The sequence below is a fragment of the Acidovorax sp. FW305-C-20-28 genome, assembly GCF_058783375.1.
In genome coordinates this window covers 63,317-87,763 of sequence record NZ_JBYSYM010000025.1, presented here as the reverse complement: position 1 = coordinate 87,763, position 24,447 = coordinate 63,317, and the positions used below count along the sequence as shown (strand labels likewise).

Below are 24,447 nucleotides of genomic sequence, written 5' to 3'. Positions count from 1 at the left end.
CCAGGGTGCGGTGACGCCGGCCATGGCCTCCACCGTGCGGCGCTGCCTGTAACCTTGGGCCCATGGCTTCCATCATCCATTTCGGCGAATGCAGCTTGTTCGTGGGCGAGCGCCGGCTCGAATGCCGGGGGCAGCCCATCAAGCTCGGCAGCCGTGCCCTGGACCTGCTGACCGCCTTGGCCCTGCGCAAGGGCGAGGTGGTTGCATTGCAGGACCTGGTCCGGCACGCGTGGCCCAAGACCATTGTCACCGAGTCCAGCCTGCGCGTGCACATCGGGCAATTGCGCAAGGCCCTGAACGCTGCCTCGCCCGAGAACGCCCGGGCCATCCTGAACATTCCCGGGCGCGGCTATCTGCTGGCCGACATGGCGGCTTGCCCCGCCGAACCGGCGGGCCAGGTGGTGACCAGCGCCGCAACGCCTGCGGCTGCCCGCTCCAGGGTGCCCTGCGCCATCGGCCGCGTCTTCGGGCGCGATGCCGTGGTACGGCAGGTGCGGGAGCTGCTCGCCCCTTGCGCCATCGTGACACTGGTGGCACCCGGGGGCATGGGCAAGACCACCGTGGCCCTGGCGCTGGCGCAGGCCAGCGAGGGGGCAGGCACCCCCACGCTGTGGGTCGATCTGTCGGGCACCGCGGCCGATGAACTGGTCGCGCACGAGGTGGCCCGCGCCGCGGGAGCCGCTCCCACCGGCGACCCGAGCGCTGCGCTGGTGCATCTGCTGCGGGGGCAGGGTCGCCAGGGCCGTTGCCTGCTGGTGCTGGACTGCTGCGAATGCGCCGTGGCGGGCGTCACCGCGCTGGCCGAATACCTGGTGCAGCAGCTTCCCGGCCTGCGCATCCTGGCCACCAGCCGCGAGCCCCTGCATGCCCAGGGCGAGCGCGTGCTGCGCCTGCCGCCGCTGGGCATCGGCGACTGCGCTGCCACCAGCGCCGATGCTGCCGCCCACGGCCCGGCGGTGGAGCTGTTCGTCGAGCGCGCCCAGGCCGCCGATCTGCCCTTGCGCCTGCCACAGGACCTGCCCCTCGTCGCCCAGATCTGCCGCGGGCTGGACGGCATGCCCCTGGCCATCGAGCTGGCGGCAGCCCACCTGGTCGGCTTCGGGCTGCAGGATCTGGCGGCCATGATCGACAGCGGTTTCCAGCTGGGCAACCTGGGCCGGCGCACCGCGCCCGCGCGGCACAGGACGCTGGAGACTGCCTTTGAATGGAGCTACCGGCTGCTGGACCCCATGGACCGCCAGGTTCTGGAATGGCTGTCCGTGTTCGAGGGCGGCGCCTCGCTGCGCGCCATCCTGGACGTGCTGGCAGGCACGGGGCTCACGCCCACGCAGATCGCACACAGCCTGGCCCGTCTGACCGACAAGTCGCTGGTGAAGTGCGTTCCTGCCGGAGATGGCGGGGGCGCCGGCTTCCACCGCCTGCTCGACACCACGCGCAGCTTTGCCGCCCGGCGCCTGTACGGGCGTGGCGAGGTACAGCACGCGCGCCGCGCGCATGCGCAGTACCTGCTGCGCGCCGTCTCTGCTTCGCAGGTCGAGGGCCAGGGCAACTGGGCCCTGCAATGGCTGGGCCCCTGCGCACCCAACCTGGCCAACCTGCGCGGAGCGCTGGCGTGGACCCGTTCCGAGCCGCCCGAGTGCGCGCTCGCGCTGGCCCTGGCGGCTGCATCGGCCCCCACCTTCCTGCAGCTGTCGCTGCTCGAAGAGTGCGAGCAGCACTGCGAGCGCGCGTTGGCGCTGCTGCCCATGCACAGCGACACCTCGGGCCAGGAAGCCACGCGGCTGATGGCCTACCGCGGCGCCGCCATGCTGGGCACGCACGGGCCTGTGGATGCATCGCTCCAGGCCATGCGCGCCGCCCATGCCCGCGCCGAGCAGGCGGGCGATGCACCTTCGCGCGCGCTGGCACTGTCGGGTCTGTTCTGGCTGTGGATCTACCGCGGCGAGCCGGCGCCAGCCATCGAGGCTGCCCAAGCCCTGCACGAAGCCGGCAACGGCGACACCGCCAGCACCCTGCTGCGCGACCGTGCCCTGGCCTATGCCAGCACGCTCGCCGGCGACCAGAATGAAGCACTGAGCCGGTTGCTGGACGTGCAGGAGCGCAACCTGCGCCTGTCGCACGGCCAGTTCATGCGCATCGGCAGCGACCCCAATGTCTTCAGCCATGTCTTCCTGGCCAAGACGCACTGGCTGCGCGGTGGCATCGACCAGGCGCGCAGCCTGTACCAGCGCCACCTGGCTTCGCTGCAAAAGCCCGAACACGGGCTGTACCACTGCTGGGCGCTCAACGAACTCATCATTCCCCTGCATTGCTTTCTGGGGGAATGGCCGGCGGCGCGCGCCGCCGCGCAGGAGCTGGCAGACGCCGCAACGCGCCAGACCATGCGGGTGCGCCAGCATGCCGCCATCTGCGCCGCGCAGGCCATCGACCTGCTGGAAGGCCGGGGCGACCTGCAGGCCTACCTGGATGCCGTGGACGTGCTGCGCGCAGGCCACTTCGCCAGCCTGCTGCCCTGGCTCGACGGCGTGGCCGCGCAGGAGGCATGGCGCCGCGGCCACGCCGCGCAGGCCGGCCTGGTGATGGACCGCGCCATTGCGCACTGCACGCGCACGGGCAACGCTTGGTGGCTGCCGGAGCTGCACCGCATCCGCGGGCAGGCCATGCTCACCGGCCAGGAGCCTGGCGATCCGCAGCACGGCGTGTCAGCACTGCGCCTGGCCTGCGAACTGGCGCAAAGCCAGCACGCGGCAGCGCTGTGGCTGTCGGCGGCAGTCGGCTGGGCGAGCGCCGTGCCGCCGCAGGACGATGGCGCGAGCGGCGAGGTGCGGGCGCACCTGCAGGGCGCACTCGCCGCGGCGCCGGCCATGGCGGGCCATGCGCTCGGCCAGGAGGCCCGGCGCCTGCTTGCCACTGCGTCGGCTGCTACGGCCCCCACGCGGGACGGGACCACTGGCGCGCGGCGTGCCGACCGCCCTTCGCGCGCCCTGGCCGGAGCAGGCGCGCCCGCTACGGGCGCATCCGCGTCCATTCGCGGTGCATCTCCTGCAACAGCAGCCGCGCCAGAAAGTCCGGGTTGTCCTTGACCAGTGCACTCTTGGGCGCCAGGCCCATGGTGAGGCAGGTGACGGTGAGGGTGCCGTCCTTCACCTTCCAGGTGCCGACATGCCCCGCGTGTTCCAGTTGCCCACGGTCACCGCAACCGCCTGGAGTGCTCTCGATCATGGTGTCGCCTTGCATGGAAGATGGTGGATGACAGACGCTGGCCCTCGGCCGGCTACGCCGACGGGCTGGCCGGATGGTTGCGGATAAGCTCCGCCACCTTCGCGAATTCGTCCAGGGCGTGCGGAACGAAATCGAGCACGGGGTTGCTGGCGTTCCAGGCAATCCGGTTGAAGCTCTGCGCAGTCTTGCTGGCCGTGCGCTCCGCGGATTGGGCCGCCTCCTCGCGGATCTCCGCGGCCAACGCGCGCACCTGCGCCGTGGCGAGCAGGCGCTGTTCGAAATCATTCATGTCGGTTCACTTTCGCAGGGAGAAAAGCAACCCCCGCGGAAATCGCACAGGTGCAGGCCATTGTGCGCCACAGGCCACAGAGACCGGTTCAAGGGCTGTCCTTGCTGCGCGGCGGGTCTTGCCGCCCGGTGTGCCTAGGGCCTGTTAACACTGTTTTCGGGGATCGCGTTGCCCGGCCTGGGGGCTGGGTGCAAGGCGCCCGCGCTTGCAAGGTAGGAACCTTGCAAGCGCGGGCAACGCCGCAGACGGCCCCCCAGGCCGGGCAACCCGAAGGGAAGGCCCTAGCGCCGTACCTTGCACAGCGATTCCCACAGCGAGGTCGCCGCGCTCGGCTGCGCACCGCACTCGAACGCCAGCTTGAGGAATTCCTCCGCCGACTGTGCGATTTCCTGCGGCAGCGCCCTCACCACCTGCATGGCGCGGGGCTTGAGCCGCTCGATCTCCCAGCTGGAGAGCCGGCCATCGGACAGTGCAGCCTGCCGGAACGCTGCGACGATATCGGCCGGCAAGTGGGGCCCGTACAGGTAGTACTCGAGCCGTGGCAGAAAACTGGCTGCGAGGTGCGCCCCCTCCACCGGGCCGCCATTGGCCTCGAACCAGGCCTCGCGCGAACGCCCGCGCCCTGCGGGGTAGCGGTCCGGCACGGTGTAGTAGCGGATGCGCTCCACGGGGATGGCGCCCCGCACCGACAGCGACTCGAACAGCTGCGCCATGGGCTCCAGCGAGCGCATGGTGGCATCGTCGTACCGGCGGCTGAAGTCGATCTGGCCCAGCCATGCTTGTTCCTGATCGGTAAGGGCGATGTCCGGGCTGCGTGTCATGCACCCCATTCTGCACGTTGGCAGGCGCAGCGGGCCACCGGTGGCGATGCGCGCCCCATCACGCAGGCTCCGCCGTTGCACGCCGCGTACCCCACACCACCAACGGCACCGCCGCTGCATGGACCAGCACCACGGCCAGCCAGATGGCGCCCGGCCAGTCGGCGCGCACCGCGTAGTAGAACGCCGAGAAGCCCAGCGGCGCGATGATGGACGCCAGGCTGATGGCCGAGGCCAGCACGCCCTGGAACTGGCCTTGCAGTCCCGCATCCACCTGGCGGCTGGCCAGTGCCTGCAAGGCCGGCGTGCCAATGCTGCCCAGCGCGAACACCGGCATCACCGCAAAAACCACCCACCCCTGGCGGATGAAGGCCATGGCCACCAGGGCCAGGCAGGCGCAGGCGATGCCCGTGAGCACCGCGCCACGCTCGCCCAGCCAGCGGCTGGCCGGCCCGGGCGCGAAGGCCTGCACGAGCATCTGGCACAGACCGAACGCGCCCAGCGACAGCCCGACCCAGGTGCCGTTCCAGTGGAAGGCATCGCCGCCCCACAGGGCCCAGCAGACCCCATAGGCCTCGCCGGTCGCGGCGAGCATGAAGAAGGTGAACACCAGGGGCAGCAGCCGCGGTTGCGAGAACACCCAGGCCAGCGGCCGCAGCGGGTTCAACGCGGTCAGATCGATGCGCCCCCCGCTCCCCTGGCGCGACTCGGGCAGCGATACCCATGCCAGCACGAAGTTGGCGCCGTTGAGCACCGCCGCCGCGATGAAAGGCAGCCGCACCCCATGGTCGCCCAGCAGGCCGCCCAGTACCGGCCCGGCGATGAAGCCCGCGCCGAACATGGCATTGAACAGGCCGAAGCGCCGTGCCCGCTGGTCCTCGGGCGTCACGTCCGTGAGGTAAGCCGTGGCGACCGACATGCTGGCACCGGTGAGCCCTGCAACCGCGCGGCCCAGCAGCAGCAGCGGCAGGCTGCCCGCACAGGCCAGCAGCAGGTAGCTGGCACAGGCCCCGGCCAGCGACAGCAGCAGCACGGGCCGGCGCCCGAGCCGGTCGCTCAGCGCACCGAGCACCGGCGCGCACACCAGCTGCATGGCGGCATAGAGCGCCGCCATCACGCCGATGACCGGCGCCACGTTGGCAGCATGGGTGACGTCCTGCACCAGCGCGGGCAGGATGGGAAAGACAAGGCCGATGCCCATGGCATCGAGCGCGACGCACAGGTAGATGGCGAAGAGCGAGGGCGTACGGTAATGCATGGCGGCAAGCGTTCCAGTGAGTGCGGGCACGGTGCAAGGTGCTCGCAACAAGGTCCGACGGATGTCGGGGGAAACGCTGGCCGGATCACCCCCTAAGGGGGCCGATGGCGTGTGCGCGGCTGCTGGCTGCCGGTGGTTGATGTACCCACCTGGCGAGGACCAACGGCCGTTTTTCGCGGTTGTTGTGGGCCACAGTATGGCACAGCGGGCGCCCGCGCAAAAAAAGCGGGCTGCCAGCCCTGCATGGCCGGCAGCCCCAACACCTTGGAGATCGGAAAGCCCGTACGCGGGCCGTGCTCAGAAGCTGTGGCGCAGGCCCACGTCGAAACCGCTGGAGCTGCCGTTGGCCGCCGGGCTGCCCGCGCCCTGGGTGACCGTGGCGAAGGCACCGCCGCGGTTGTTCAGGCGCGCGTAGGTGGTGTAGACCGACGTGCGCTTGGACAGGTGGTGCACATAGCCCAGCGCCAGCTTGCGCGCCCGGTTGTCGGCAGCGGCAAACTCCTGCCGGTACTGCGAGTACGAGATGCGCACCTCGCCCGCGCCCACGGGCACCAGCGCGCCCAGCAGCCAGCCATGGCCGTCGGCCGCCAATGCGGGGCCGCCCGCCACGGCGCTGGCAGAACCCTTGTCGCTGGTGACCTGGCCCATGAGCCGCGCCACGCCCAGGTCCCACTGCGCGCCGATGTTGGCCTGCCGGATGTCGCCCAGCGCCCCCGCGCGCTGCGTGCGGCCCAGGGCCAGCGCCACGTTCACCGGCCCGCTGGCGTACCCGAAGCGTGCTCCTGTGCCCGTGCCATCGCTGGCCGTGCCGCCCGCGGCGTTGCTGGCGTTCTCGCCGCGGTAGTGCATCACCTGGCCGTAGAAGCCGCCGAGGTTGCCCGGCAGCAGGTAGCCGATGCTGTTGGAGGCACGCGCCGCGGTGAAGGGCGCGCCCGTGACGATGCTGCCGAAGGTCAGCGTGGCGCCCACGCCCACATTGCCGTACGGGTCGAAGATCGTGAGGTTCCAGAACTGCGGCGTGTAGTCACGCCCCAGGCGCACCTCGCCCCAGGGGCCGGCCAGGCTCACGGTGGAGCGGCGGTTGAAGGTCAGGCCCTGCCCGCCGGCTGCCGCCGGGGCCGCGCCCGAGGCCTGGTTGTTGGTGTTGGTGGCCAGGCCGGTGCCGTCGTCGTTGTTGAGGCCGGCTTCGAGCCAGAACGATGCGGACAGCCCGCCGCCCAGGTCCTCCACGCCGCGAAAGCCCAGGCGCGAATTGCTGAAGCCCGAATTGGTCAGCCGGCTCACGCTGGCGCCGCCCGCATTCGAGATGTGCTGCAGCGTGGCATCGACCACGCCGAACAGGGTCACAGACGATTGCGCTGTGGCCGTGCCGGCAGCGGCCAGCGCCGCAAGCAGTGTGATGGTCTTCTTCATGAAATTGCCTCCAGTCTTGGTTGTGAATGCGGCGGGGCGCCGCCCTTGCTTCAGGCATGCGGCGGCCCAGCCTGGGCCAGGCCGCACATGCAAAAAAATCGGGGATGCAGATCCCCCGCGCCGCACGGATGCCGTGGGCGCTACTGCGCTGGCGCAGGTCCAGCGGTCAGGGAACGGGGGGCTGCGTAAGAGCCGTCAGAACATTCCGTTCTGGTTGGCGGCGGTCTCGGGCACGGGCTGCATCACGTCCCAGTGCTCGACGATCTTTCCCTGGTGCACGCGGAAGATGTCCACCAGGGCCATGCCCCGGTCCTCGGGCCCGCCGCGCTGCGCGTGCGAGTGCAGCACCACCAGGTCGCCCTGGGCCACCACGCGCTTGACGGTGGAGCGCGCCTGCGGCGCACTGCGCTGCAACTCGCGCACAAAGCCCTGCAGCGGCGCCAGGCCCGTGGGCACGCGCGGGTTGTGCTGGATGTAGTCCGCCGCCACATAGCGGGCCGCGGCATCGGCGTTCTTGCCGTTGAGCACCACCTCGTAGAACTCCAGCACGAGCTGGGTGTTCGCCTGCTCCACCGATGGGGCCGGCGCGCCCGGCCCCTGCGATGAGCAGCCCACCACCAGCAGGGCCGCAGCCCACAACGCAAACAGTTTCTTCATGGTCGATTTCCTTTTCTTCGGCATGGCATCAAAAACGGGGATATGCATCGGCCTTCACGACCTGGTTGCGCAGCGTGCCCAGGCCCTCGATCTCGGCCTCCACCACATCGCCCACCTGCAACAGGCGCTCGGGGAACTTGCGGTGAAAGCCCGCGCCACCGCCCGGCGTGCCGGTGGTGATCACATCCCCGCACTCCAGCCCCAGCCGCGACCAGTACGCAAAGATCTGGCCGCAGCTGAACAGCATGCTGCGCGTGGAGTCGTCTTGCCGCACCTGGCCGTTGACACGCAGGCCGATGCGCAGGTTGCCAGGGTCGGCGATCTCGTCGCGCGTCACCAAAAACGGGCCCATGGGGCAGGCCGACTCGAAGTTCTTGCCCGCGAACACGATGCCCGAGGCCTTCTCCGCAAGGATCACGTCGCGCATGCTCAGGTCGTTGACGATGGTGAAGCCGGCCACGCAATCGAGCCAGTCCTCGGCCGCCACGTCGCGGCAGTTGCGGCCCACCACCATCGACAGCTCCACCTCGTAGTCCAGCTCCTGGCCGAAGCCGGGGTAGACGATGGGCTGGTCCGAGCCAACCACCGCGGTCGACATCTTGAGAAAGGCCGGCGGGTAGCTGGGCAGGTCGGTGATGGCACCGGTGCCCCGCCCCTCATCGATGTGGGCGCGGTAGTTGGCCCCGATGGCCACCACCTTGCCGGGCCGCGGTATCGGCGCCAACAGGGTCACGCTGCTGCGCCCGTGCAGCAGGCCGCACTCCAGCAGCTCCTGCACGCTGCCCGGGCCCCGGCCCAACCAGCGCCGGGTCTGGTCATGGGCGCGCTGGCAGGCGGCCATGGCCGTGGCACCGCCCGCCAGCAGGGTCTTCATGTCGTGCGTGATGAGCGCCGTGGCCGTGGCGGCCGCGCCGGGCTCGCGGTCGATCTGCGACAGCACCTGGGCGTAGGCGCGCACGGCATCGACCAGGTAGGCGCCGCCCGCATGCTCCAGGTAGATGCCGATGCGCGGCTCGCGCCGGCCGGCAGGAAGGTAGGTGGCCAGTTTCATGGAGGTGCAATCCTGTTGTCGTGTTCGATCTGCCGCACGATGCGCACCGCGCGCTCGCGCGCTGCGGTCTGGTCCAGCGTGGCGCCGATGCGGGCGCTGGCGGCTTCGGAGATGCGCGGCCCCGCCACCGCGACGGAGGTGACGCCCGCCACATCGAGCAGCGCAGGCTCCACGGTGCCGGCCGTGGTCACGGGGCGGTAGTCGCAGCCCGCGCACATGCCGGTGTAGCGCACGGTGACGCGGCCATCGCCGGCCACGCCGACGAGTTCGATCTCGCCCGCATGCGAGCGCACCAGCACGTTGACCGAGGCGATGCGCGCGTGCAAGGCCTGGGTGTCGATGGCGGCGGCCATGTCAGCGCCCCAGGGCATCGAGCTCGGCCCGCTTGGCCGCGATGTCCACGCCCATCAGCCGCGCGAAGTTCTCGCCCAGGATGGCGCGCTTGTCTTCGTGCGTGATCTGCGGGTAGCCGTAGCCGTCGCGCAGGTCGTCCGGGATCTGCATGCCCATGAACGCATCCAGATACGGCCTGGGCCCGCCGGCCAGCGCCGCCTCGGAGCCCCACAGCAACTTGCCCGCCCCGCCCACCTGCAGCAACCGGCCGATGTGGTGCTGCACGCGGCGCGGCGCGATGCGGTACATCGCCATGTAGCCGGCCAGCGACAGGTAGACATTGGGAAAGCGCGCGGTGATGGACACCATCTCGTCGAAGTACGGCAGCGCGAAGTGGTGCACGATGAAATCCATGTCCGCAAAGTCGCGCATGGGCGCCTGCAGGTCGATGGGGCTCAGGTACTCCATGTTCTGCAGGCCATGCGGGTTGCCCTTGTGGAACTGGATCACGCGAATGCCCAGCTCCCGCGCACGCTCGTACAGCGGGTAGGCAATCTTCTCGTCGTCGCAGCGCCAGCACTGGCTGGTGCTGACATCGCCGTTGTAGAACTTGAGCGAGCGCGCGCCGAGCTCCTTGACCTGGTACTCCATCTGCTCCAGTGCTGCGGAGAGTCCCTGGTAGGCCGGGTCCACCCCGCCGCACAGCAGCACGCGCCCGGGGTGGGCCTTGGCCATGGCGTGCTGCGATTGCACGGGTGCATACCAGTCCTTGAACCAGTCGAACATGGGCACCACCTGGGCCATGGCCATGTCGGTGGGTGCCTTTTTGAACACCAGGTCGTACATGTCCTCCACGCCCCAGCGGCGGCCCCAATCGAAGGCCTGGTCCTCGTGCAGGGGGTAGCCCGTCCAGCGCAGCCGGGCGACTTCTTCGAGCGTGTGGTCGCGCGCGCCTTGCGCATCGGCCACGTCCTGGCGCACGTTGGCGTTGGACAGGTCGTACAGGTGGATGACGTTGTCGAATATGAAGCAGTCTTCAATCATGGGGCACTCTCGGGGACAGGGGAAATCAATCGGGCTTGACGCCGGTGCGGCGCACCAGGGCCGCCAGGCGCGTGGTGTCTTCCTGCACGCGCTGCTGGAACTGCTCGGGCGTGGTGTGGATGGGCACGAAGCCCAGCTCGGCCGAGCGCGTCTTGAACTGCTCGGTGGAGATGATCTGGTCGATCTCGCGCGCCAGGCGGCCCACGATGGCCTTGTTCACCCCGGCCGGCGCGAACACGCCGAACCAGACCTTGAGCTCGTCCACCAGGTCCACGCCCTGCTCCCTGGCCGTGGGCGTCTTGGGCAGCAGGGCGTAGCGCTGGGTGCCCGACACCGCCAGCGCACGCACGCGGCCTGCCTTGTCCAGCGGCACGGCATCGAAGCCCGAGGTGATGATGGTGGTGACCTGGCCGCCCAGCAGGTCCTGGATCGCCGGGGCCGTGCCCTTGTAGGGGATGTGCGTGAACTCCACACCCGAGCCGCTGGCCAGCAGCGCCCCCATGATGTGCGAGGCCGAGCCCGAGCCGGGCGTGCCATAGGTCACCGAGCCGGGCTTGTCGGCCGCCATCTTCACCAGGTCCTTGTAGCTCTTGGCCGGCGAGTCGGCGCGCACCAGCAGCACCAGCGGCATCTCGGCCACGATGGCGATGGGCAGCAGGTCCTTCTGCGGGTCGTAGCCCAGCCGGGCGTGGTAGTTGGGCGCCAGCGCCACGGCATCGCTGCTGCCCACGCCGAGCGAATAGCCATCGGCCTCGGCCTTGCTCAGCAGGTTCAGGCCGATGGTGCCGCCGGCACCCGCGCGGTAGTCGAAGTACAGCGGCTGGCCCAGCCGCGCGGCCAGCGGCTCGGTGACCAGGCGGAACACCGCATCCCCGCCGCCGCCCGCCGCATAGGGCACCACCAGCCGCACGGGCTTGGTGGGATAGGCCTTGGCATCCGGGGCCTGGGCCCAGCTGCCGGACAGCGCCGCCAGGCCGATGGCCAGGGCCGCCACGCGAATCACCAGTTTCATCGCTCGTCTCCTTGAGGGGTTCGTGCCCCGTTCTGCATCCACGCCAATTGGTTCGATGCAAAACTAGTTTAGGTGTGATATCGTTCGACGTCAAACCAATTTGCCCTGGGGTTTACCCGTGGCCTCGAACCTTCACACCCAGACCCGGCCGTCCATGAGCACCAGCCCCGCACCCCAGGATGCAGACACCCCCGACAGCGACGGCAAGGGCGCGATGCGCATGGGCATCCTGCCCAGCCTGGTGGGCCGGCAACTGCGCCTGGCCTACCTGCGCACCTTCAAGGACTTTGCGATGCAGGTGGAGGGCACGAGCCTGAGCCCGGGCAGCTTCGAGATCCTGGAGCTGCTCAGCTGCAACCCGGGCCTGAGCCATTCGCGCCTGGCCAGCGCCATCGGGCTGGAAAAATCCAGCCTGGTGCCGGCCATCGCGCGGCTGGAAGAAATGGCCCTGGTCCAGCGCAAGCAGTCCGCCACGGACAAGCGCTCCAACGAGTTGCGCATCACCCCCAAGGGCGAGCGCGTGCTGGCCGAGCTGCGCAGCTATGTGGTGCAGCGCGAGTCGGAGATCACCGACGGCATGGCGCGCGCCGAGGTGGATACGCTCAACCGGCTGCTGGCGAAGATGGCGGGGATCAACGGCTAGGGGCGACCCAGGGGCGCGGGCCGCGGCAGACGCATTGCACGGCCCTCTTTTCATTGGAAGCATCGGGCGCCAGGTCCACAATACGGAGCCTGCAACCACCCTGCCCTCCTGTGCCCAACTTCTACCTACTCTTTGGCGTGATCGCCGTGGCCGCCGCCATCCTGTGGGCCTCCCGCCAGGGCAAGCCATCCGAAACATCCACCCCCAAAGACAGCCGCAGGCCCGCCGACGCCAGGCCAGCGCACTCCATGGCCTGGATCGTCTTCTCGGTGGTGGGCGCTGTGCTGCTGGCAGCAGGGGTGGTGCTGGGCTTCTCGCCCGGGGAACCGAGCGGCGGCGGCGGCAAGGGCGGCGCCCTGCTCGCCTACGCCGCCTACTGGCTTTTGGGCGACTATGGGCCGGCCATCACCTTGCTGGCCCTGGGGGCAGCGTGCCTGCACCAGGCCTACAAGCTGCTGCGGGACGATTGACCACCGTCGCCGCTACTCGCGCGTGGCGATGTCCCGCCGCACCCGCTTGAGGTGGCACTCCACATAGAACGCTGCAGCGTCCTCGTCGCCGGTGACGATGGCCTCGTAGATCAGCCGGTGCTCGGCCACGTACAGCTGGATGCGCTCGGGGTCGTAGATGCCGTCGTCGCGCAACCGGTTCCACAGCGGCTGCTCCATGCTCTTGGCCACCTCGTCGGCGATCTTCACCATCAGCGCGTCGCCGGTCATGAAGGCCAGCTGGCGGTGGAACAGCCGATCGCACTCGGACCACAAGGCCTGCTGGGCGGGGTCGGTGATGTCCTTGACCGCCGCCATGCGCTGCAGGTGGCCCTCGGCCACGGGGTCGCGCCGCGCGCGGCGGGCCGCCAGGCGGGCGATGGCGGGCTCGATCAGCAGGCGCACCTCCAGCGTGCTGGTGGGGCTGAAGTCGGCATCGGCCTGCGCGGGTGCCAGGGGCGCGGCCGGCACCTGCTCGGTGACATAGGTGCCCGAGCCATGGCGCGTGGCCACCAGGCCCTCGTTCTGCAGCGCGCCAATGGCTTCGCGCACGGCAGGGCGGCTCACCTTGAGACGGGCGGCCAACTCCCGCTCCGCCGGCAAACGCGTGCCGGGCAGGTAGACCCTCGCCACGATGGCGTTGCGGACCTGCTCGGCCACCTGCTCGTACACCTGCTTGGGGCGAAAGCCCGGGGAGGGTTCGAGATCTCTGTGCATGGGCCGGGTGCCTGTCGTTCGATGGGGTGCGTGCAGTGTAGACCACAACAGGTTGCCTGCATGACCACTTTTCGCCAACATAGGCAAAACATGCGAAAAATTCAACCACTTTGGACAATTCAACTATCCAATTTTCGCGAACAAGGCTAATATCGCGCCTTCTGACAACCACCTCAGGCACCCCTTCGGCAAAGTGGTCACCGGTCTGACCAGATTCTGTCACCCACCCGCCCTCAATCCTCCACCCATCGCCCGCAACATGAACACCGCCCCCACCCTGCATGGCCCACAGCAGACCGCTGCCCTGCTGCCCTTTGCCGCGCTGGTCGATGCCATCGCCGCCGCTGCGCTGCAGTACGCCGATGGCGGCATCACCAGCCCCGAACGCATGGTCGTGCCGCTGGGCGATGGCGGGGTCATGCTGAGCATGCCCGCCATCGCAGCGGACATCGCCATCCACAAGCTGGTCAACGTGCAGCCCGCGAACGCGGCGCTCGCGCTGCCCACCATCCATGGCATGGTCACCGTGTGCGATGCCGCCACGGGCCGGCCGCTGTGCCTGCTCGACGGCCCCGAACTCACGGGCCGGCGCACGGCCGCCGTGTCGCTGCTGGCCCTGCGCACCCTGCTGGGCGCGGCCCCGCGCGAGCTGCTGCTCTACGGCACGGGCGTGCAGGCGCGGCACCACCTGAACGCGCTGCAGGCCCTGCACCCGGGCTGCAAGCTCTGGCTGCGCGGGCGCAATACCGGCTTGGTGCAGCGCCTGTGCGAGGAGTTCGGTGCGGCGCCCTGCCCTGCGCAGATCCCCGACACCGTGGACGCGGTGCTCACCCTGACCACGGCCACCGAGCCGGTCTACGACGAGGCGCCCCGCCCAGGCCGCGTGGTGGTGGGTGTGGGCGCCTTCAAGCCCGGCATGGCCGAGATCGGCAAGACCACGCTGGACGGCAGCGCCCTGTATGCCGACGACCCCGCGGGCGCGCGCCACGAGGCCGGCGACCTGCTGCGCGCGGGCATCGACTGGGCGCGCGTGCAGTCGCTTGCCACCCTGCTGCGGGGCGGGCATGACGCCCGCCGCCCAGCCGTGTTCAAGAGCGTGGGCACGGGCGCCTGGGACCTGGCCGCCGCGCGCATCGCACTCCAGCACCTCTGAAAGCAACCACAGCATGCAGATCACCCGCACCATCAGCACCGTCGAAGTGCACACCGGCGGCGAGCCGTTTCGCATCGTCACTTCGGGCCTGCCCCGGCTGCCCGGCCACTCCATCGTGGAGCGCCGCGCCTGGCTGCGCGAGAACGCCGACGACATCCGCCAGGCGCTGATGTTCGAGCCGCGCGGCCATGCCGACATGTACGGCGGCTACCTCACGCCGCCCATCTCGCCCGAGGCCGACTTCGGCGTGATCTTTCTGCACAACGAGGGCTACAGCGACCACTGCGGCCACGGCGTGATCGCGCTGGCCACGGCGGCGGTGGAACTGGGCTGGGTGCAGCGCACCGAACCGGAGACGCGCGTGGGCATCGACGCGCCCTGCGGCTTCATCGAGGCCTTCGTGCAGTGGGACGGCGCGCATGCCAATGGCGTGCGCTTCGTCAACGTGCCCTCGTTCATCTACCGGCGCGACGTGACGGTGCACACCCCAAGCTTCGGCGCGGTGACGGGCGACATCGCGTACGGCGGTGCCTTCTACTTCTACACCAGCGGCGCGCCGCATGGCCTGGCCATCCGCGAGTCGGACATCGACCGCCTCAAGCAGTTCGGCGCCGAGGTCAAGGTGGCCGCCAACCAGGCCTTCCCGGTGGTGCACCCCGACATCCCGGAAATCAACCACATCTACGGTACCATCATCGACGGTGCGCCGCGCCACCCGGGCTCCACCCAGGCCAACTGCTGCGTCTTCGCGGACCGCGAAATCGACCGCTCGCCCACCGGCTCGGGCACGGGCGGGCGCGTGGCCCAGCTGTACCTGCGCGGCCAGCTCGGCCAGGCCGGCGTGCTGGTCAACGAGTCCGTCATCGGCACCGTGTTCAGCGCCCGCGTGCTGCACGAAACCCGTGTCGGCGACTTCGACGCCGTGGTGCCCGAGGTCTCGGGCTCGGCCTACATCTGCGGCTTCGGCACCTGGGTGCTGGATGCACGCGATCCCCTGCGCAACGGCTTTCTCGTGCGCTGAGGCGCCTGGCCATTCCCTTCCACCTCTTTTCCTTTCCTTTCTCTCTTTCAGGACATTTCTTCCATGAACAAGCTTGTTTTGGGCCTGGCCCTCGCCGCCCTGGGTTGCACCGCTGTGGGTGCCCATGCACAGGAGCGCATCCGCATCGGCTTCATGAGCCCCGTCACCGGGCCGCAGGCCGCCAACGGCGGTGACAACCGCGACGGCGCGCGCCTGGCAATCAAGGAGCTGAATGCCCGGGGCGTCAAGCTCGCGGGCAAGCCCGTGGTCTTCGAGCTCGACATCAACGACGACGTGGCCGACCCCAAGCAGGGCGTGCAGGTGGCCCAGACCCTGGCCGACAAGAAGGTGAAGTTCCTCCTCGGGCCCTACAACTCGGGCGTGGCCATGCCCGCTTCGCGCGTGCTGGCCGAGGCCAATGTGGTCACCCTCACGGTGGCATCCAACCCCAAGATCACCGAGCAGGGCCATGCCAACCTGTTTCGCATCGGCGCCAGCGACAACCAGCTGGGCACCAAGATGGCAACCTATGCCGCGCAGGACCTGAAGGTCAAGACCGTGGCCGTGATCGACGACCGCACGGCCTACGGCCAGGGCGTGGCACGCGAGTTCAGCGAACAGGCCAAGCGTCTGGGCCTGAAGATCGTGGCCAGCGAATTCACCACCGACAAGGCCACGGACTTCAGCTCCATCCTGACCAACATCCGCGGCGCCAAGCCCGATGCCGTGTTCTACGGCGGCTACTCGCCCCAGGGCGGCCCGCTGCTCAAGCAGATGCGCGCGCTGGGCATTGCCGCCCCGCTGCTGGGCGGTGACGGCATCTGCTCGTCCGAGACGGCCACGCTGTCGCAGATCGCGGGCGACCTGAACACCTTCTGCACCCAGGGCGGCTCCATGCTGGACAAGAGCGACAAGGGCCAGAAGTTCGCCGAGCGCTACCGCGCCGAGTACAAGCGCGACCCGCTGACCTACGCCGCCGCCTTCTACGACGGCATGCACCTGCTGGCCAACGCCATCGAGTCCACCCAGTCCACCGACGCCAAGAAGATCATCGACTTCATCGCCGCCGGCAAGTACGCGGGCGTCACCGGCGAATTCGCCTACGACGCCAAGCACGACCTGAAGTCGTCGGCCGTCACGGTCTACACCTTCAAGGGCAAGGACGTGGTGCCGCTCAAGAGCCTGTGATGCTGCAACGCGGGCCCGGCAGGCCCGCCGGGCCGCCCGCTGGCGGCGGCGGACTCACGCCAGCGCCTGCGACAGAAACTCCGCCGTCGCCCGCACCCGTGCCGTGCGCTGCAAATCGGGGTGCATCACCAGCCAGACCTCGTGGTCGTGCGCGCGGCGGCGCTCGGGCCAGATGCGCACCAGGCCTTCGCGCTCGCCCAGGTGCACCGGCATCTCGCCCAGGCCGATGCCGGCCGCCACGGCCTTGCGCACCAGCAGGCCCGAATTGACCGCCATGGCAATGCGGGCCTGGCGCGCGGGCACCTCGGCGGCAGTCGGGAAGGGCCGCTGCTCCAGGGCGGGGCCGTAGACCACCAGGTGGTGGCCGCGCAGCTCCTCCTCAGGCACGGGCGCGCCAAAGCGCGCCAGGTAGGCCGCGCTGGCGAACAGGCCCACGGGCCAGGCGACCACACGGCGCACCACCAGGTCGGGCGACTCGGGCCGCACATTGCGAAACGCGATATCGGCCTGCCGCCGGCCCAGGCTCAGCACCTGGGGCGACATCTCCAGGTCCACCCGGATGCCGGGCCAGCGCTGCTGCAGTTCTGCGATGGCGGGCAGCAGGAAATCGATGGCAATGGAGTCGGAACAGGTCACGCGCACCAGCCCGGCATGGCTCTCGTCCTGCCCCTCGATGCGTGTACGCAGATCCGTGGCCGCAGCCTCCATGCGCCGCGCCGCGCCCAGGGCCGCCTCGCCCGCGGCGGTGAGCAGGTAGCCGCCCTTGGCACGAAGGAACAGCGTGGCGCCCAGCTCGGCCTCCAGCGCCTGCAGGCGCCGGCCCACGGTGGCCTGGTCCACGCCCAGGCTGCGGGCGGCGGCACGCAATGAGGGGCTGCGGGTCAGGGCCAGAAAGATGCGCGTGTCGTCCCAGTTCATGCGATGCAATTTTGCATCACTGTGACGCATAAGTGCTGCATTTAACAGGCGGCTTTCCGCCCTAAGCTGTGGGCCATTCTGGACAACTCCCCAAGGAAACCCCCATGCAAGCCATAGTGTTCGATGAATTCGGCGGCCCCGAGGTGCTCGTGGCCCGCGACCTCCCCCGCCCCGAGCTGCGCCCGCATGACCTGCTGGTGCGCAACGCCGCCATCGGCGTGAACCGCGCCGACCTCTCGCACCGCAAGGGCGCCTACGGCCGCGCCTACTTCGGCGACTCGGACCTGATGGGCCTGGAGATCGCCGGCACCGTGGCCGAGGTGGGCCCCGAGGTACAGGGCTTTGCCCTGGGCGACCGCGTCATGGGCATCGTGGGCGGCGGCGCGTATGCGGAGTATTCGCGCATCGACCACCGCATGGCCATGCACGTGCCGCGCAACCTGTCGCTGCAGCAGGCCGGCGCCGTGGCCGAGGTCTTCGTCACCGCGCACGAGGCCACGTTCCACCTGGCGCGGCTGCAGGCCGGCGAGTCCGTGCTCATCCACGCGGCTGCGGGCGGCGTGGGCTCGGCCGCCGTGCAACTGGCCCATGCCGCCGGTGCGCGCGTGTTCGCCACCGCCAGCGCCGACAAGCGCGATGCCGTGCGGGGCTTTGGCGCCGACCGGTTCATCGACTACCGCAGCGAGGACTTCCAGGCCGTGGTCGCGGAGCACACGGGCGGCAAGGGTGTGGACGTGGTGATCGACTTCATCGGCGCACCCTACCTGCAACGCAACGTGCGCTCGCTCGCCGTCGGCGGGCGCATGACGGTGGTGGGCCTGCTCGGCGGCGCCATCGAAAGTGCACAGTTGCCCATCGACCTGCTGCTGTACCGCCACCTGCAGATCTACGGCACGGTGATGAAGTCGCGCCCGCCCGAGGTCAAGCAGGCCATGACCCAGCGGTTTGCAGAGCGCTGGCTGGGCGCGCTGGCCGACGGCACGCTGCGCCCGGTGATCGACAGCACTTACCCGCTGGCCGATGCGGCTGGCGCGCACCGGCGCATGGAGACGGGAGCGAGCGTGGGGAAGATTCTGCTGGTGCCGGGCTCGGCGCGACCATAGCGCTTAGCGCATCACCAACCCACCATCGACGAACAGAACCTGCCCGGTCATGAACCCGGCCCAGTCCGATGCCAGAAACAGCACCGGCCCGGCCACATCCTCGGGCCTGGCGATGCGGCGCAGCGGTGTGGCCGCCATCAGCGATTCGCGGAACGACTCCTGCGTGGACTCGCTGGCCTGCGTGGGGTAGACCAGCCCGGGCGCCACGCAGTTCACGCGGATGCCCAGGGGCCCGAGTTCCGTGGCCAGGTTGCGGCTGAAGGCGACCAGCGAGGCCTTGGCCGTGGTGTAGTCGTGGTAGGCCACGACCGGGTGCTCGACCAGGTTGCTCACGATGTTGACGATGGCGCCCTGCGCGCGCTGGCGCATCTGCGGCAGCACCGCGCGGCAGACGTGGAAGGCGCCGCCCACGGCGCCATCGAACTGCGCCTGGTAGTCGCTCCACTGCAGGTCGTCGAACAGTGCGCGGCGCCGGGGGTCGAAGGCGTAGGGCCTGAAGGCATTGTTCACCACGATGTCGATGGGGCCGAGCTCGCGCGCCACCGCATCGACCATGGCCTGCACCGCGGACGCGGAGCCGACATCGGCCTTGGCGGCCCAGGCATCGCCACCGGCCGCCTGGCAGGCCGCCACGGTGGCGGCCGCGGCCGCATCGTTAGAGAGGTGGTTGATGGCGACCGTCGCGCCCTCCCGCGCGAACGCGGTGGCAATCGCGGCACCGATGCCGCGGCTGGCGCCCGTGACCAGCACCACCTTGCCCTGGAACTTCATGTTCAGCCCCCTTAAGCAGGCAGCAGGCTGGTGTCCACCACGTCGGCCACCTTGATCTGGCGCTGCACCAGGCCCAGCGCGCGGTAGGCGTCGGCGGCCTTCTGCAGGGAGGCGAGGTCGAAGGCACCCAGCTTGGCGCCTGCGGCCGCGGGGAGCGACGAGGCATTGCGCAGGCGGATCACCTCCAGGTTGATGTCGCGCTGGGTGCCGTCGATGGCGTGCTTCACGGCCAGGGTCGCGGCCTCTTCGGGGTTGGCGATCATCCAGGCTGCGCTGTCGCGGTAGCCCTTGAGGAAGGCCCGGAGCAGCTCCTTCTTCTCAGGGTAGCTCTCCTGGCGCACCACGAACAGGTCGCTCGACACGTTGAGGTGATCGCGCACCTGCATCACGTTGACCTCGCCCAGGCCCTTGCGCTGGCCCACCACCAGGCCGGTGTCGGTCGCGGCGGTCGCATCGACCTGGCCCTGCAGCAGCGGCGCGAAGTTGAGCAGGCCGGTGACGACGATGGTCACGTCCGACTCCTTGAGCCCCGCCTGGTGCAGCATCACCAGGAGGTTCTGGCGCGTGCCGCTGGCCAGGCTGTACACGCCGATCTTCTTGCCCTTGAGGTCCGCGGGCTTGTGGATGTTGGCGGACTTGAGCGAGACCACGTTGAACACGTTCTGCGGGTAGATGTCGTAGATGGCCGTGAGCTTCTCGCCCTTGTCCAGCGCGGTGAAGAAGGAACCGGGGTCGGTGAAGGCCACATCGGCCTGGCCGGCGAGCATGTTGCGGATGGCATCGCCGCCGCCCGCGCCGGGCACGTAGCCCAGCTCCACGCCCTGGGCCTTGAAGAAACCCTTGTCCGGCTCGGCCAGCAGGTTGGTGATCTCGCTGATGGGCTTGCTCCAGCCGCCCACCGTGATCTTGCCCTTGGCCTGCGCCAGGGCCAGGCCTGCGAAGGGAAGCGTAGCCAGGCCGGCAGAGGCGCCGAGCACGGCACGGCGGGAAATGGACAGAGAGCGGGCAGAGGTGTTCATGGCAGTCAAGGGTTGTCGAGGTAAGGGGTCAAAAGCCAGCGCTCCAGCAGCAGCGTGGCCTGGTAGAGCACCAGCCCGATGAGGGCGATGAGAAAGAGCGCGGCGAACATCAGGGCGGTGTCCATCATTCCCTGCGAGGCGATGACCACGGCACCCAGCCCGTGGCTGGCGCCGATGAATTCGCCCACGACGGCACCGACCAGGGCCAGCACCACAGCCATGCGCAGGCCCGCCAGGATGGGCGGCAGCGCCATGGGCAGCTTGAGCCGCAGCAGTGTCTGCCAACGCGTGGCGCCCAGCATGCGAAACAGCTGCAGGCGCTGCGGGTCCACGTGCTTGAGCCCCGTCAGCGTGTTCTCCATCAGCGGAAAGAAACAGATCAGCGCCGTGATCAGCGCCGTGGGCACGATGCCAAAGCCGAACCACAGCACGAACAGGGGCGCGAGCGCCAGCTTGGGCACCACCTGGCTGACCACCACATAGGGCCGGAGCACGCGCTCGAGCAGCACCGATTCGGCCAGCGCCACCCCCATCAGCAGGCCGGCCACACCGCCGCCCGCCAGGCCCAGCAGCAATGCGGACAGCGTGGCCCGCAGATGGGGCCAGAAATAGCCGGTGGATACACCGTTCCACAGCGCGGCCGCCACGGCCGACGGCGCGGGCAGCACCAGGGCCGACAGCCCGGAGCGGCGCACGGTGAACTCCCACGCCGCCAGCAGCATGAGCAGCAGCGCGCCGGAGATGAGCCGGGTTTGCAAGGCGGTCAGCTTCATGCAGCGACCCCGTCCATGCTTCTTCGCACCCAGCCGCACAAGCGGTTGAACGGAGCCTCCTCGCGCATGGCCTGCTGGCGCGGGCCGGGCAGGTCGATGCGGATATCGTCCACGATGCGGCCGGCGTGCATCACCGCGATGCGGTCGCCTAGGTACACGGCCTCGTGGATGTCGTGCGTGACGAACAGCACCGTGGTGCCGCGCTGGCGGCAGGTGCGCAGCAGGTCGTCCTGCAGCTCGGCGCGGGTGATGGCGTCGAGCGCGGCAAATGGCTCGTCGAGCAGCAGCAGCGCGGGCTCCAGCACCAGCGCGCGCGCCAGCGCCACGCGGCTTTGCTGCCCACCGGAGAGTTGCCGCGGGTAGTGCTGGGCATGCGTGGCCAGGCCCAGTTGGTCCAGCAGCGCCCGCGCGCGCTCCACATCAACCGCCCCCGGGCGGCGCTGCAGCGACACGGGCAACAGCACATTGTCGAGGGCGCTTTTCCAATCGAGCAGGGTCGGGGCCTGGAACATGAAGCCCAGCTGCGGCCCTGGGGCCAGCAGCTCGCGGCCTTGCAACAGCACGCGGCCCGACAGCGGGCGCAGCAGGCCCGCGGCCAGTTGCAGCAGCGTGGTCTTGCCGCAGCCGCTGCGGCCCACCAGGCAGTGGATCTCACCGGCCTGCATGTGCCAGTCGATGCCGTCCACCACGGGCGCGCGGCCCGGGTAGGTGAACACCACCTGCTCCATGGAAAGAAAGCCCATTTCAGTCGGCATAGGGTGCCAGCGGTTCGGCGGCCAGTTCTGCGGAGTTTTCGATCTCGACCATGCGCACCAGGTCGAGCAGGTTGAAGCGGCCATCGTGGTGCCAGCCCGCCTCGGGCGTGCTCATGGAACCGATGGCGCTGATGCGCGTGACGCCCGCCGCGCCCAGCAGCCCGGCCAGGCGGAACAGCTCGGCCGGTGCTGCGGCGACCCCGGCGGTCTGCAGAAAGCGGCTGTGCGGCGCCACCAGGGGCACCACTTCGTCGAGGGCATCCACGCCCACCACCTGGATGGTGCGCTGCGTGGCCGTGGGGGCCAGGGGCTGCGGAGCGTCGCTGTAGGCCACGCTCCAGGGGGCCGTGGGCGCGCCAATCAGTTGATCGTTGGATTCAGCCTCCGAGGCAGACAGCGCCTTCCATTCCACCCCCTGCTGCCACCGCGCCACCGCGGCAGAGTCCTCCACATCCAGCGGCCGGCGGGGAAAGCGCCGGTGCAGGTTGGCCAGCTCGCCCGCCAGGTAATCGGCAAAGGCGCGCGGCGACACCGGCCCACCGCGCTGCACATAGAACACATGGGGTGAATAGCAGCCCTGCTGGTCGTAGCGCATGACATCCCACGCGGCCAGCCGCGCCAGGGCGGGCGCCTTCTGCGTATCAAGCGCCGAAGAACTGACCACGCCAAAGCCCAGCTTGTGCCCGTGGGGCAAAAAGCGCGTGGTCACCGGCAGGCGCCGGCGGATCGCGTCCAGCGCTTCGTTGCCACCATAGGCCAGCACCGTATCGGCCTGGGCATAGAGCGCAGAAGCGCCCTCCTCCCCCGCGCCGCGCCACCAGACCACGGCCAGGCAGTCGGCAATCGGCGGGTGCACCTCGGCCAGCAGGTGCGCGAACCAGCCCGCGAACAGCGGCTCGGCACTGGGCAGCTTGCCGATGTTGCCGGCCTTGACCAGGAGGCCGCAGACCAGGCTCCACAGCGCCAGCGCTGGCACGTTGCCGGCCCAGTTGTGCACCAGCAGGTCGGGGCCGAAGGCGCGCACCGCGCCGCCCTTGGGCGTGGGCTGAAAGCTGTCGAGCACCTGGGGGTTGGCGAAATCCTCGGCCACAAAGCGGTGCAGCTGCGCCGCGCGAAAGGTCTTGAAGAAGCCCGTGAGCCCCAGCCGCACCATGCCCTGGTCATAGCCGCTGACCAGGGGCAGAAACGCCTCGGCCTGCTGGCGATAAGGGTCGCTCCTGTCCAGCAGGCGGGCAATGGCCTGGTCGATGACGGCAATGATGTCCGACACCGCCATGGTCTTGAGCTGCCGCGCACTGGCCTGCCGCACGCGCGCCGCCAGCGCATCCATCTGCTCCGCCGTCAGCACCGGCACTTCGACGTCGAGGGACTCGCCGTTCTGTGCAAAGCGCAACACCTGCCAGTCGACCTCGGCAGCATCAAGCCCCGGCAGGTAGCCTGCCTGGATGCGCGGGATGCTCATGCCGCCGTGGCCCGCGCAAATTCCTCGACCGCGAGCGAGCAGCCCTTGGCCTCCACGCCCTCGGCGCGGCCCAGCAGCAGGAAGCCGCCGTCGGCATCGAGGCCCACGTCTTCCGTGAGGATAGTGGTGACCGCATTGAAGTTGGCCAGGTCGCAATGCACCAGGATGCCGCGCTCGCCCGCTGGCACCGTGCGCCCCGTGACCGGGTCCACCAGCCGCGAGCGGATCCAGTGCGGTCCCGACTTGACCGAGGGCACGGCGGCATTGCCATCGTCGTAGAACTGCGTGCTCAGCTCCGTCATGCCATACATGTTGGTGCAGTGCGTGCGCGGCACGCCGAGGGCCTGCGACAGCTCGTTGTAGAAGGCATCGAGCGGCAGCTCGCGCGACTGGCCCTTGTAGCCGCCGGTGTCCAGGATGCGGCTGCCCGGCGGCAGGCGGAAGGCGCGGCCATGCTGGCGCAAGGCGTCGATCACATGCACGAAGCTGAAGCTCGCGCCCAGCAGCGCATAGGGCTCGCCGCTGCGCTCGGCCGCCTCCAATGCGGCCCACAGCCCGTCGAGGTCGATGCCCTGCGGTGTCACGAAGGTGTGGCTGGCGCCCGTGCCGAAGGCCGATTTGGCCAGGTCCAGGTAGTGCGCCAGCGAAGAGTTGGGCATGGCCACCTCGTCCGGGAACAGAATGCCCATGGGCATGCGCTCCACACCGCGCATGAAGCGCTGCGCGAAGTTGCGGGTCATCGACAGGTCGTACACATCGAGCAGCGGGTGGAAATGCTGCCCGCGCATGCTGCCGCCGCGCGTGGTGCCGCTGGTCATGAAGATGCGGTCGGTGGCAGGGGCCGGTGGCTCGCAGCGCAGCGGCAGGGCCTTGAAGGCATCGATGGGCACGGCGGGAATGTCCGCCCACGACTTCACGTTGCGCGTGGTGATGCCGCGCAGCCGGCAAAAGCTCTGGAACGGGGCATTGGCCGCGAACTGGTGCGCAAACAGGCGCAGGGCCATCTCGTCGAACTGCGCGTCCGTGCAGCCATCTTCCATCGCAATGAAGGCGAGCAGGTCCGCCACCAGCGGTGTGGCCTTGTCCATGGGCATCCTTTGGGTCGATCTTTGACAGGATGCTCCGAGGCCACCCGCTCCATCGCCGGGACAGCGCAGCATGGCGCTCCCGCGTTGGGGGTGAAAGCTCTTCTTCCGCCGGAATTACCCGGTTCAAGTTCTCGGGTGTGGATCTCAGCACTTGCGTGCACCCCGGAGCGTTGGCGCGATTTTAACCTGCTGCTGAAAACCGGGCTGTTCGAGGCCAGGGCGTATTCTTCCAGCGCAGAAGATTTTTCCAG

The 24,447-nt window shown here is 69.5% G+C and carries 25 protein-coding genes; 7 read left to right on the top strand and 18 right to left on the bottom strand.

From position 1 onward, the window contains the following. The first annotated feature begins 62 nt into the window (after nucleotides 1–62). Nucleotides 63–3,083 carry an ATP-binding protein gene (locus AC3WOH_RS25040; RefSeq protein ID WP_492232041.1) on the top strand — a complete coding sequence of 1,007 codons (3,021 nt, stop codon included), beginning with the start codon at nucleotides 63–65 and terminating at the stop codon, nucleotides 3,081–3,083. Here the strand turns inward: AC3WOH_RS25040 and AC3WOH_RS25035 are convergent. The 10 genes from AC3WOH_RS25035 to AC3WOH_RS24990 all read right to left on the bottom strand — a co-directional run bounded on the left by AC3WOH_RS25035 (nucleotide 3,007) and on the right by AC3WOH_RS24990 (nucleotide 11,097). Next, nucleotides 3,007–3,222: a hypothetical protein gene (locus AC3WOH_RS25035; protein WP_492232040.1), complete on the bottom strand. Its 216-nt coding sequence runs from the start codon at nucleotides 3,220–3,222 to the stop codon at nucleotides 3,007–3,009. The two genes, AC3WOH_RS25040 and AC3WOH_RS25035, sit on opposite strands and share 77 nt — an antisense overlap. A 52-nt stretch (nucleotides 3,223–3,274) precedes the next feature. After that, on the bottom strand, nucleotides 3,275–3,511 hold the full coding sequence (locus AC3WOH_RS25030) for a hypothetical protein (protein ID WP_492232039.1): 237 nt from the start codon (nucleotides 3,509–3,511) through the stop codon (nucleotides 3,275–3,277). Nucleotides 3,512–3,792: 281 nt separating this feature from the next. Next, a complete protein-coding gene (locus AC3WOH_RS25025) occupies nucleotides 3,793–4,332 on the bottom strand; it encodes a hypothetical protein (RefSeq protein ID WP_492232038.1) in 540 nt (179 codons plus the stop codon). 58 nt (nucleotides 4,333–4,390) lie between these two features. Next, the gene (locus AC3WOH_RS25020; RefSeq protein WP_492232037.1) at nucleotides 4,391–5,587 is read right to left on the bottom strand and encodes a TCR/Tet family MFS transporter; all 1,197 of its coding nucleotides are present in this window, start codon (nucleotides 5,585–5,587) and stop codon (nucleotides 4,391–4,393) included. A 297-nt stretch (nucleotides 5,588–5,884) separates the two neighbouring features. Beyond that, nucleotides 5,885–7,000 (bottom strand): porin, encoded by a 1,116-nt coding sequence (locus AC3WOH_RS25015; protein WP_492232036.1) that lies wholly within the window; start codon nucleotides 6,998–7,000, stop codon nucleotides 5,885–5,887. A gap of 195 nt (nucleotides 7,001–7,195) precedes the next feature. Then, nucleotides 7,196–7,657 carry a nuclear transport factor 2 family protein gene (locus tag AC3WOH_RS25010; RefSeq protein WP_492232035.1) on the bottom strand — a complete coding sequence of 154 codons (462 nt, stop codon included), beginning with the start codon at nucleotides 7,655–7,657 and terminating at the stop codon, nucleotides 7,196–7,198. Nucleotides 7,658–7,685: 28 nt separating this feature from the next. Next, entirely contained in the window at nucleotides 7,686–8,708 is a 1,023-nt protein-coding gene (locus AC3WOH_RS25005; protein WP_492232034.1) for a fumarylacetoacetate hydrolase family protein, read from the bottom strand. Then, a complete protein-coding gene (locus tag AC3WOH_RS25000) occupies nucleotides 8,705–9,061 on the bottom strand; it encodes a NifU family protein (RefSeq protein ID WP_492232033.1) in 357 nt (118 codons plus the stop codon). Before AC3WOH_RS25000 ends, AC3WOH_RS25005 begins: the two co-directional genes overlap by 4 nt. A gap of 1 nt (nucleotide 9,062) precedes the next feature. Beyond that, nucleotides 9,063–10,085, bottom strand: a complete 1,023-nt coding sequence (locus AC3WOH_RS24995; RefSeq protein ID WP_492232032.1) for an amidohydrolase family protein — start codon at nucleotides 10,083–10,085, stop codon at nucleotides 9,063–9,065. Nucleotides 10,086–10,110: 25 nt separating this feature from the next. Continuing rightward, a complete protein-coding gene (locus AC3WOH_RS24990; protein ID WP_492232031.1) occupies nucleotides 10,111–11,097 on the bottom strand; it encodes a Bug family tripartite tricarboxylate transporter substrate binding protein in 987 nt (328 codons plus the stop codon). A gap of 154 nt (nucleotides 11,098–11,251) precedes the next feature. Here AC3WOH_RS24990 and AC3WOH_RS24985 point away from each other — a divergent pair, with 154 nt between their 5' ends. Next, the gene (locus AC3WOH_RS24985; RefSeq protein ID WP_492232030.1) at nucleotides 11,252–11,740 is read left to right on the top strand and encodes a MarR family winged helix-turn-helix transcriptional regulator; all 489 of its coding nucleotides are present in this window, start codon (nucleotides 11,252–11,254) and stop codon (nucleotides 11,738–11,740) included. A 110-nt stretch (nucleotides 11,741–11,850) separates the two neighbouring features. Then, entirely contained in the window at nucleotides 11,851–12,210 is a 360-nt protein-coding gene (locus AC3WOH_RS24980) for a hypothetical protein (protein WP_492232029.1), read from the top strand. A gap of 12 nt (nucleotides 12,211–12,222) precedes the next feature. Here AC3WOH_RS24980 and AC3WOH_RS24975 read toward each other — a convergent pair whose 3' ends face one another. Beyond that, the gene (locus tag AC3WOH_RS24975; protein WP_492232028.1) at nucleotides 12,223–12,945 is read right to left on the bottom strand and encodes a FadR/GntR family transcriptional regulator; all 723 of its coding nucleotides are present in this window, start codon (nucleotides 12,943–12,945) and stop codon (nucleotides 12,223–12,225) included. A 259-nt stretch (nucleotides 12,946–13,204) separates the two neighbouring features. On the opposite strand from AC3WOH_RS24975, the gene lhpI reads away from it, so the two are divergent. The 3 genes from lhpI to AC3WOH_RS24960 all read left to right on the top strand — a co-directional run bounded on the left by lhpI (nucleotide 13,205) and on the right by AC3WOH_RS24960 (nucleotide 16,307). Next, entirely contained in the window at nucleotides 13,205–14,098 is an 894-nt protein-coding gene (gene lhpI, locus AC3WOH_RS24970; RefSeq protein WP_492232027.1) for a bifunctional Delta(1)-pyrroline-2-carboxylate/Delta(1)-piperideine-2-carboxylate reductase, read from the top strand. A 13-nt stretch (nucleotides 14,099–14,111) separates the two neighbouring features. Then, nucleotides 14,112–15,119, top strand: coding sequence for a trans-3-hydroxy-L-proline dehydratase (gene lhpH / locus AC3WOH_RS24965; protein WP_492232026.1), 1,008 nt, complete (start codon nucleotides 14,112–14,114; stop codon nucleotides 15,117–15,119). A 63-nt stretch (nucleotides 15,120–15,182) separates the two neighbouring features. Next, nucleotides 15,183–16,307: a branched-chain amino acid ABC transporter substrate-binding protein gene (locus AC3WOH_RS24960; protein WP_492232025.1), complete on the top strand. Its 1,125-nt coding sequence runs from the start codon at nucleotides 15,183–15,185 to the stop codon at nucleotides 16,305–16,307. A gap of 54 nt (nucleotides 16,308–16,361) precedes the next feature. On the opposite strand, the gene AC3WOH_RS24955 is transcribed toward AC3WOH_RS24960, so the two are convergent. Continuing rightward, nucleotides 16,362–17,225 (bottom strand): LysR family transcriptional regulator, encoded by an 864-nt coding sequence (locus AC3WOH_RS24955; RefSeq protein ID WP_492232024.1) that lies wholly within the window; start codon nucleotides 17,223–17,225, stop codon nucleotides 16,362–16,364. A 104-nt stretch (nucleotides 17,226–17,329) separates the two neighbouring features. Here AC3WOH_RS24955 and AC3WOH_RS24950 point away from each other — a divergent pair, with 104 nt between their 5' ends. Beyond that, entirely contained in the window at nucleotides 17,330–18,328 is a 999-nt protein-coding gene (locus AC3WOH_RS24950) for an NAD(P)H-quinone oxidoreductase (protein WP_492232023.1), read from the top strand. 3 nt (nucleotides 18,329–18,331) lie between these two features. Here the strand turns inward: AC3WOH_RS24950 and AC3WOH_RS24945 are convergent, their stop codons facing one another. Genes AC3WOH_RS24945 through AC3WOH_RS24920 form a run of 6 tightly spaced genes read right to left on the bottom strand, consistent with a single transcriptional unit; the run spans nucleotide 18,332 to nucleotide 24,196 of the window. After that, a complete protein-coding gene (locus AC3WOH_RS24945; protein ID WP_492232022.1) occupies nucleotides 18,332–19,099 on the bottom strand; it encodes an SDR family oxidoreductase in 768 nt (255 codons plus the stop codon). A gap of 11 nt (nucleotides 19,100–19,110) precedes the next feature. Then, nucleotides 19,111–20,118, bottom strand: coding sequence for an ABC transporter substrate-binding protein (locus AC3WOH_RS24940; protein WP_492232021.1), 1,008 nt, complete (start codon nucleotides 20,116–20,118; stop codon nucleotides 19,111–19,113). 5 nt (nucleotides 20,119–20,123) lie between these two features. Next, nucleotides 20,124–20,891: an ABC transporter permease gene (locus AC3WOH_RS24935; RefSeq protein ID WP_492232020.1), complete on the bottom strand. Its 768-nt coding sequence runs from the start codon at nucleotides 20,889–20,891 to the stop codon at nucleotides 20,124–20,126. After that, nucleotides 20,888–21,634, bottom strand: a complete 747-nt coding sequence (locus AC3WOH_RS24930) for an ABC transporter ATP-binding protein (protein WP_492232019.1) — start codon at nucleotides 21,632–21,634, stop codon at nucleotides 20,888–20,890. The genes AC3WOH_RS24935 and AC3WOH_RS24930 overlap by 4 nt, the downstream gene beginning before the upstream one ends. Nucleotide 21,635: 1 nt before the next feature. Continuing rightward, nucleotides 21,636–23,108 carry an acyl-CoA reductase gene (locus AC3WOH_RS24925; RefSeq protein ID WP_492232018.1) on the bottom strand — a complete coding sequence of 491 codons (1,473 nt, stop codon included), beginning with the start codon at nucleotides 23,106–23,108 and terminating at the stop codon, nucleotides 21,636–21,638. After that, nucleotides 23,105–24,196, bottom strand: a complete 1,092-nt coding sequence (locus tag AC3WOH_RS24920) for a LuxE/PaaK family acyltransferase (protein WP_492232017.1) — start codon at nucleotides 24,194–24,196, stop codon at nucleotides 23,105–23,107. The genes AC3WOH_RS24925 and AC3WOH_RS24920 overlap by 4 nt, the downstream gene beginning before the upstream one ends. Nucleotides 24,197–24,447 lie beyond the last annotated feature (251 nt).

What these genes read in the sequence shown, in the direction of transcription:
- AC3WOH_RS24985 (WP_492232030.1), top strand. Translation starts at nt 11,252, where the DNA reads ATGAGCACCAGCCCCGCACCCCAGGATGCAGACACCCCCGACAGCGAC.
- AC3WOH_RS25015 (WP_492232036.1), bottom strand. Translation starts at nt 7,000, where the DNA reads ATGAAGAAGACCATCACACTGCTTGCGGCGCTGGCCGCTGCCGGCACG.
- AC3WOH_RS25040 (WP_492232041.1), top strand. Translation starts at nt 63, where the DNA reads ATGGCTTCCATCATCCATTTCGGCGAATGCAGCTTGTTCGTGGGCGAG.
- lhpI (WP_492232027.1), top strand. Translation starts at nt 13,205, where the DNA reads ATGAACACCGCCCCCACCCTGCATGGCCCACAGCAGACCGCTGCCCTG.
- AC3WOH_RS24945 (WP_492232022.1), bottom strand. Translation starts at nt 19,099, where the DNA reads ATGAAGTTCCAGGGCAAGGTGGTGCTGGTCACGGGCGCCAGCCGCGGC.
- AC3WOH_RS25025 (WP_492232038.1), bottom strand. Translation starts at nt 4,332, where the DNA reads ATGACACGCAGCCCGGACATCGCCCTTACCGATCAGGAACAAGCATGG.
- AC3WOH_RS25030 (WP_492232039.1), bottom strand. Translation starts at nt 3,511, where the DNA reads ATGAATGATTTCGAACAGCGCCTGCTCGCCACGGCGCAGGTGCGCGCG.
- AC3WOH_RS24990 (WP_492232031.1), bottom strand. Translation starts at nt 11,097, where the DNA reads ATGAAACTGGTGATTCGCGTGGCGGCCCTGGCCATCGGCCTGGCGGCG.
- AC3WOH_RS25005 (WP_492232034.1), bottom strand. Translation starts at nt 8,708, where the DNA reads ATGAAACTGGCCACCTACCTTCCTGCCGGCCGGCGCGAGCCGCGCATC.
- AC3WOH_RS24930 (WP_492232019.1), bottom strand. Translation starts at nt 21,634, where the DNA reads ATGGGCTTTCTTTCCATGGAGCAGGTGGTGTTCACCTACCCGGGCCGC.
- AC3WOH_RS24960 (WP_492232025.1), top strand. Translation starts at nt 15,183, where the DNA reads ATGAACAAGCTTGTTTTGGGCCTGGCCCTCGCCGCCCTGGGTTGCACC.
- AC3WOH_RS24995 (WP_492232032.1), bottom strand. Translation starts at nt 10,085, where the DNA reads ATGATTGAAGACTGCTTCATATTCGACAACGTCATCCACCTGTACGAC.
- AC3WOH_RS24950 (WP_492232023.1), top strand. Translation starts at nt 17,330, where the DNA reads ATGCAAGCCATAGTGTTCGATGAATTCGGCGGCCCCGAGGTGCTCGTG.
- AC3WOH_RS25020 (WP_492232037.1), bottom strand. Translation starts at nt 5,587, where the DNA reads ATGCATTACCGTACGCCCTCGCTCTTCGCCATCTACCTGTGCGTCGCG.
- AC3WOH_RS24975 (WP_492232028.1), bottom strand. Translation starts at nt 12,945, where the DNA reads ATGCACAGAGATCTCGAACCCTCCCCGGGCTTTCGCCCCAAGCAGGTG.
- AC3WOH_RS24920 (WP_492232017.1), bottom strand. Translation starts at nt 24,196, where the DNA reads ATGGACAAGGCCACACCGCTGGTGGCGGACCTGCTCGCCTTCATTGCG.
- lhpH (WP_492232026.1), top strand. Translation starts at nt 14,112, where the DNA reads ATGCAGATCACCCGCACCATCAGCACCGTCGAAGTGCACACCGGCGGC.
- AC3WOH_RS25000 (WP_492232033.1), bottom strand. Translation starts at nt 9,061, where the DNA reads ATGGCCGCCGCCATCGACACCCAGGCCTTGCACGCGCGCATCGCCTCG.
- AC3WOH_RS25035 (WP_492232040.1), bottom strand. Translation starts at nt 3,222, where the DNA reads ATGATCGAGAGCACTCCAGGCGGTTGCGGTGACCGTGGGCAACTGGAA.
- AC3WOH_RS25010 (WP_492232035.1), bottom strand. Translation starts at nt 7,657, where the DNA reads ATGAAGAAACTGTTTGCGTTGTGGGCTGCGGCCCTGCTGGTGGTGGGC.
- AC3WOH_RS24955 (WP_492232024.1), bottom strand. Translation starts at nt 17,225, where the DNA reads ATGAACTGGGACGACACGCGCATCTTTCTGGCCCTGACCCGCAGCCCC.
- AC3WOH_RS24935 (WP_492232020.1), bottom strand. Translation starts at nt 20,891, where the DNA reads ATGAAGCTGACCGCCTTGCAAACCCGGCTCATCTCCGGCGCGCTGCTG.
- AC3WOH_RS24940 (WP_492232021.1), bottom strand. Translation starts at nt 20,118, where the DNA reads ATGAACACCTCTGCCCGCTCTCTGTCCATTTCCCGCCGTGCCGTGCTC.
- AC3WOH_RS24925 (WP_492232018.1), bottom strand. Translation starts at nt 23,108, where the DNA reads ATGAGCATCCCGCGCATCCAGGCAGGCTACCTGCCGGGGCTTGATGCT.